We start from the raw sequence: 6,515 nt of genomic DNA on the forward strand, positions 1-6,515 counted from the left end.
ACGGGAAGGGGGGCGTTATGCCCCCCGCCCAAACCGACACCGTGTCAGGCATGCTTAGTGCCAGTGGCATAAGCAAGGCGTTCGGAGCTACCCAGGCCTTGGATGATGTGTCGATCCGGCTTGAACCTGGTGAAATCCATGGTTTGATCGGTGAAAACGGCGCGGGCAAATCCACGCTGGTCAAGACACTGTGCGGTGTCCATCGCCCTGACGCCGGAACAATTGAGGTGGGCGGGGAGTCCATCACAGGTTGGTCGCCTGAAATCGCAATCGCATCAGGCCTCATTACAGTGCATCAGGACGTCAATCTGATTGAGACCATGACCGTCACAGAAAACATCTTTCTGAATGCCGAAATTAAACGCGGACCCTTTCTTGACCGTCAAGCTATGGCAGCCGAAGCCCAGCAACTGCTGGACACACTTATGCTCGAGATATCGCCAGAGGCGGTCTTGGGCAGCCTGCCCACTGATCTGCGAAAAATGGTTCAACTCGCCCGCGCGATGCGCCAGAAGCCGCGCGTCCTTTTGCTCGACGAGCCAACATCATCTCTGACCGCTGATGAGGTCGACATTCTGATTTCGCAGGTGAAGAGTATCGCCGCAACTGGTGTGAGTGTTCTGTATATTTCGCACTATTTGAACGAGGTGTTCGAGCATACTCAGAGCCTCACTATTCTGCGTGACGGAAAAACGGCGTGGCAAGGAGCGACATCCGACATAACGTTGCCGGAAGCGATCCGCACCATGATCGGTGGAACCTTGCGCACCTCCCAGAAAATTGACGCTTCGACCAAACAGCTTGGTGAACCAGTACTTAAACTGCGGAATCTTACGCTTGGCCACCGATTGAGCGACATCAGTTTTGATGTCCGGCCAGGTGAAATTCTGGGTATCGGCGGATTGATCGGGGCGGGGTTGGGTGATCTCGCGCGGACAATTTTTGCTGATCCCGATTATCGAGCGACCTCTGGTGACATCATGATGGATGGTGAAAGAGTTGACTGGACCAGCCCAGCCGATGCAATGGGTGCCGGTATCGGACTGGTGACAAATGATCGCCATCGATCAGGTGCAATTGTGGATTTTTCGATTGCTGACAATATCGGGCTGCCGTCACTCAGCAGGTTTTCAAACAAATTTGGCGTGCTGAAAACCACTGCGCTGAAAGCAGAAGTCGACGACCAGATGCAGCAACTATCCGTCAAGGCAGCTGGACCGCTGGCAGCCTTGTCGACGTTGTCAGGAGGCAACCAGCAGAAAGTTATGTTGGCGAAATGGTTCATGACCAATCCCCGCGTCCTTATCCTTGATGAACCGACGATTGGCGTCGATATCGGTGCCAAACAATCCATCAAGGATTTGATCCTTCAAAAGGCCGCCGAAGGCTGCGCCGTGGTTATTCTGTCGAGCGAGATGGATGAAATCGTTGAAGTTGCAGACCGCGCATTGATCTTGTTTCGAGGTCGGATCGTCGCTCGTCTGGATGAGCCCGGGTTTACGCAAGAAGACCTTACGAATGCGGCAAACGCGTCGTTCAATCCCAAAATCAGCACGCAAACAACTGAGAAGTCAGTGGAGACAATATCATGAATTCCGTTATCGCCTTTGGTCGCCGCAATCTGAATATAATCCAATTGGTATTGGTCGTGCTGATCCTGTCAGCAACGATCTACAGCATGAACCCGCGCTTTTTGTCGCCGGTGAACCTTTCAAACCTTTTGGGGCAGATGGTTACACTTCTGATCGTCTCCCTGGGCATGACAATCGTGATCATTAATGGGGAGTTTGATATATCCGTTGGCTCCATGGTTGGTTTAACGGGGGCCGTTATGGGATGGTTCATGGTCGCAATGCCAGCTGCATACACCACGCCGTTCTGGGAGGCGCATCCCGTTTTGTTAATGGTCTTGGGCATCAGTGCAGCCTTGCTTGTTGGGCCAATGTTAGCCGTGCTGAGTGGGCTGCTGGTGACACAATTCCTGATCCCCAGTTTCATCGTCACATTAGGAATGTTGATGATCGCGCGGTCGCTGACGCTGGTTGTGACCGGCGGGCAGCCAATCGCTGGAATCCCCGAGAGCCTCAAGGCGTTCGGCGTTTCGCGACCAATCGAAATTCCACTGCCTATTGCGGATGTCGGGCTTCGGCTGCCTTCCATATTTCTCGTAGCGGTTCTCGTCTATGTCATAGGTTGGTTCGTAATGAATCGCATGGCGTTTGGTCGCAAAGTCTATTCGGTCGGCGCGAACCCAACTGTGGCGCGATTGGCGGGAATCAACACCACCAAAGTTAAACTACAGTGCTTTGCGATCGTGGGTTTTTGTGCGTCGATTGCTGGCGTCTTGAACGTCATGCGGATTGGCGCGGTCTCGCCGAATTCGGGCCAAGGCTTGGAATTTGAAGTCATCGCCGCAGTCGTGATCGGTGGAACGTCACTGAGCGGCGGGCGTGGCACCGTACTTGGAACCGTGCTGGGTGTGATTATCATCGTTTTGATCCGCAACTTTTTGAACCTCGCGCGGATCGATATTTTTTGGCAAGATTTTGCAACGGGGGCGATCATTATGACCGCCGTAATCCTTAATGCGCTGCAACGCCGTGTGTCGGGGGCGCCGGCATGAAGATGAAAAGCACTTCAAAACGCAGGTTAGGTCATACTGATTTGCATCTTTCGGCGCTGGGTCTTGGCACAGCCGGCCTTGGTGAGTTGTTTGAGCCCGTCGATGAAAATACAGCCCAAGCAACGTTGCAAACGGCATGGAAGCAGGGGTGTCGATACTTTGATACTTCGCCGTTCTACGGTCACGGGCAGGCCGAAATTCGGACAGGTCGGGGTCTTTATCGCAAGGATCGGGATGATCTTGTCGTCTCATCCAAAGTCGGCCGGTTGTTTCGTCGCCCCAAACACCCCGATAGCTTTGTTCCGGATCAATGGATTGGTGGTTTGCCGTTCGAGATCAAGTTTGATTACTCCTACGACGGCATTATGCGGTCTGTTGAGGACAGTTATTTACGCCTTGGCATGAACCGCATCGACGTGTTGCTTATTCACGATCTGGACACGTGGTTTCACCCGGATTCTGATACGCTTGAACAGCACCGAAAATCTCTTTTGAACAGCGGTTGGAAAGCACTGGAAGAGTTGAAATCGTCTGGTGTCGTCGGTGCCATCGGCGCTGGTCTGAACGACCGAGAGACTTTTGGATGGTATCTGGATCATTGCGACGTCGACTGCTTCTTACTGGCTTTACGGTATTCCTTGTTGGACCATGACGTTCTGGATGAAGAATTCAAACGTTGTGAATCAGCAGGGATAGGCATTGTCGTCGGTGGCGCCTTTAGCTCCGGAATCTTGGCTACGGGTGCCATCGAAGACGCCAAATATAACTACGAAAAAGCCCCGGATGATATTCTTGCCAAAGTCCGCAGGATTGAGGCCGTTTGCTGTCGGTACGATACGCCACTTGCGGCAGCAGCCCTGCAATTTTCAGCATCTCATCCTTTAGTTGCCAGCGTCGTAGTCGGTGCCTTGAGCCCTGCCCACGTCGATACAAACATTTCCGCGTTCGAGACCGAAATACCAGCCGACCTTTGGGCGGAACTTAAATCAGAGGGACTTTTGCCACGTCATGCGCCGGTTCCTGACCAACATCATATCAGTAAGGAAATTTTATGAAACTTCGTTCACAGCAGTGGTTCGACAATCCGGAAAATCCGGGCATGACTGCGATGTATCTTGAACGTTATTTGAATTACGGTCTGACACGCGAAGAACTGCAATCAGGCAAACCGATCATCGGGATCGCCCAAACCGGAAATGATCTGACCCCTTGTAACCGCCACCATGTCGAACTGGCTAAGCGTGTGCGCGACGGTATTACTGCTTCAGGCGGAATCTGCTTTGAATTTCCCGTTCATCCCATTCAGGAAACCGGAAAACGACCAACCGCAGGTCTGGACCGCAACCTTGCTTATCTGGGACTCGTAGAGACCCTTTACGGCTACCCGCTTGACGGCGTGGTGTTAACGATCGGTTGTGACAAAACCACGCCCGCGCTGCTGATGGCCGCGGCCACTGTTAACATTCCAGCTATCGCGCTATCGGTTGGCCCGATGCTGAACGGGTGGGAAGGCGAACAGCGCATGGGGTCTGGCACCGTGATCTGGGACGCGCGCAAAGACCTTGCTGTGGGTGAAATTGATGAAGAGCGGTTCATGCAAAAAGTATCGGACGCTGCACCTTCCGTCGGATATTGCAATTCGATGGGCACGGCGAGCACCATGAACTGCTTGACCGAAGCTCTCGGAATGCAGATGCCGGGTTCCGGTGCCATTCCTGCCCCATATCGCGAACGGGGCCAAATGGCGTATCGAACAGGTAAGCGGATCGTGGACATGGTCCACGAAGACCTTAAACCATCCGACATCATGACACGGGGCGCGTTCGAGAACGCGATCGTTGTCAATTCTGCAATTGGTGGATCGACAAATGCCCCCATCCATCTGAACGCTGTTGCATCCCATATGGGGGTGAAGCTCGACAACGACGATTGGGAGCGTTTGGGCCACACCGTTCCGTTGATCGTCGACATGCAGCCTTCTGGAAAATATCTAGCTGAAGACTTTCACCGGGCAGGGGGGATTGCAGCGGTTATATCATGTCTGCTCAGCAACAACGTTTTGCCAGATCGAACAGCCCTGTGTGCAACCGGGCAGACAATGGAAGATGTCTATGTCGATGTTCCCGTCACAAACACAGATGTCATTCGACCGTTCGATACGCCGTTGAAACCGCAGGCTGGTTTTTTGAACCTGACAGGTAACTTGTGGGACAGTGCAATCATGAAGACCTCAGTGATTTCCGAGGGCTTTCGCGCACGGTATCTGTCAGCTCCAGATGATCCCGAAGCTTTCGAGGGGCGCGCTATCGTTTTCGATGGACCTGAACATTATCACGCGACGCTGGATGATCCTGCGCTAGAAATCGATGAAACCTGCATTCTGGTTATGCGTGGGGCTGGGCCAATCGGGTATCCGGGTGGTGCCGAAGTCGTCAACATGCAACCCCCCGCTACATTGATTGCGCAGGGTATCACCGAACTACCGTGTATTGGCGATGGTCGCCAATCGGGTACGTCGGGGTCTCCTTCAATTCTAAATGTGGCTCCGGAAGCAGCAGCGATGGGCGGTTTGGCGATTTTGCAGACCAACGACATCCTACGTGTCGACCTGGCCAAACGGCGTGTCGATGTCTTGATAAGTGACGAAATCCTTGACCAGCGGCGTTCGGAATTAAGGGAAACTGGTAACTTCCCCTATCCAGCAGACCAAACTCCATGGCAGCAAATTCAACGCGGATTGATCAATCAGTTCGACAAGGGCGCCGTTCTATCACACGCCCCTGACTTTCAGCGGATTGCGCAGACAAAAGGCATTCCGCGCGACAACCATTAACATCTGCAAAGGAAACTAGAATATGAAATATTTGCGTTACGGCGATATTGGTCACGAAAAACCTGCAATGATTGATCCTGAAGGCGCGATGAGATGCCTTGTCGAGCACTGCGACGATCTGGTCGGTGACACACTTGCGAACCTAGATACGCTTGCCGATGTCGATTGGAAGACCCTGCCACTGGTCGATCCGGATTCTCGGGTTGGTGCCTGCGTCTCTGGTGTCGGTAAATTTATCTGTATCGGATTGAACTATGCAGACCATGCAGCTGAAAGCGGGATGGCAATCCCGTCCGAGCCGGTCATGTTCATGAAGGCGACAAGCGCGATCTGCGGCCCTGACGACGGCATAGTCATTCCGCGTGGGTCCGAGAAAACAGACTGGGAGGTCGAACTGGGTGTCGTGATTGGCAAGCCCGCAAAGCATGTGTCCGAGGTAGATGCGTTGAACCACGTTGCAGGATATTGTGTCGTGAACGATCTTTCTGAACGTGCATTTCAGATTGTCCGCCAAGGGCAGTGGACTAAAGGAAAATCCTGCGATTATTTTGGCCCCATAGGACCTTACCTTGTGACGCCTGATGAAATCCCGGACCCGCAAGCGTTGTCCATGTGGCTTGACGTCAACGGTGAGCGCGTACAGGACGGATCGACTGCGACGATGGTCTATAGCGTCGCACACCTTATCAGCTATTTGAGCCAATTCATGACGCTGCACCCCGGTGACGTCATTTCTACGGGCACACCGCCCGGTGTTGGTATGGGCTTCACTCCGCCCCGTTACCTCAAGGCTGGTGACAGAGTTGAACTAGGCATCGAAGGGCTTGGTCGACAGTCGCAAATTTGTGTCAATGAAGGCCACTGACGTGAAAAAGCGCATCCTAAACGATTTCAATGGTCGCACTGCTGTCATCACAGGCAGCGGCCAAGGTTTTGGGTATGCAACCGCGCTGCGTATTTTAGAGGGTGGTGCAAGCTAATGGGCAGCCGCGCCAGCCTTTAGGTGTCTTATACAAAGGCAAGTATTTATCAAATCGAGCTCCCGCAACCAATATCTCT

General features: G+C 53.1%; 5 protein-coding genes. All 5 read left to right on the forward strand.

Features of this window, described 5'->3' with window-relative positions; all coding sequences use genetic code 11:
- Window positions 1–50: 50 nt before the first annotated feature.
- Genes KO497_RS15685 through KO497_RS15705 form a run of 5 tightly spaced genes read left to right on the forward strand, consistent with a single transcriptional unit; the run spans window position 51 to window position 6,321 of the window.
- The gene (locus KO497_RS15685) at window positions 51–1,592 is read left to right on the forward strand and encodes a sugar ABC transporter ATP-binding protein (protein ID WP_252729735.1); all 1,542 of its coding nucleotides are present in this window, start codon (window positions 51–53) and stop codon (window positions 1,590–1,592) included.
- Window positions 1,589–2,623 (forward strand): ABC transporter permease, encoded by a 1,035-nt coding sequence (locus KO497_RS15690; protein ID WP_215944908.1) that lies wholly within the window; start codon window positions 1,589–1,591, stop codon window positions 2,621–2,623. The genes KO497_RS15685 and KO497_RS15690 overlap by 4 nt, the downstream gene beginning before the upstream one ends.
- Window positions 2,620–3,678 (forward strand): aldo/keto reductase, encoded by a 1,059-nt coding sequence (locus KO497_RS15695; protein ID WP_215944909.1) that lies wholly within the window; start codon window positions 2,620–2,622, stop codon window positions 3,676–3,678. The genes KO497_RS15690 and KO497_RS15695 overlap by 4 nt, the downstream gene beginning before the upstream one ends.
- The gene (locus KO497_RS15700) at window positions 3,675–5,456 is read left to right on the forward strand and encodes an IlvD/Edd family dehydratase (protein WP_215944910.1); all 1,782 of its coding nucleotides are present in this window, start codon (window positions 3,675–3,677) and stop codon (window positions 5,454–5,456) included. Before KO497_RS15695 ends, KO497_RS15700 begins: the two co-directional genes overlap by 4 nt.
- Window positions 5,457–5,478: 22 nt before the next feature.
- Window positions 5,479–6,321 carry a fumarylacetoacetate hydrolase family protein gene (locus KO497_RS15705; protein WP_215944911.1) on the forward strand — a complete coding sequence of 281 codons (843 nt, stop codon included), beginning with the start codon at window positions 5,479–5,481 and terminating at the stop codon, window positions 6,319–6,321.
- Window positions 6,322–6,515: the final 194 nt, after the last annotated feature.

The sequence above is a fragment of the Pacificibacter marinus genome (genome assembly GCF_018860665.1).
GTDB lineage: Bacteria > Pseudomonadota > Alphaproteobacteria > Rhodobacterales > Rhodobacteraceae > Celeribacter > Celeribacter marinus_A.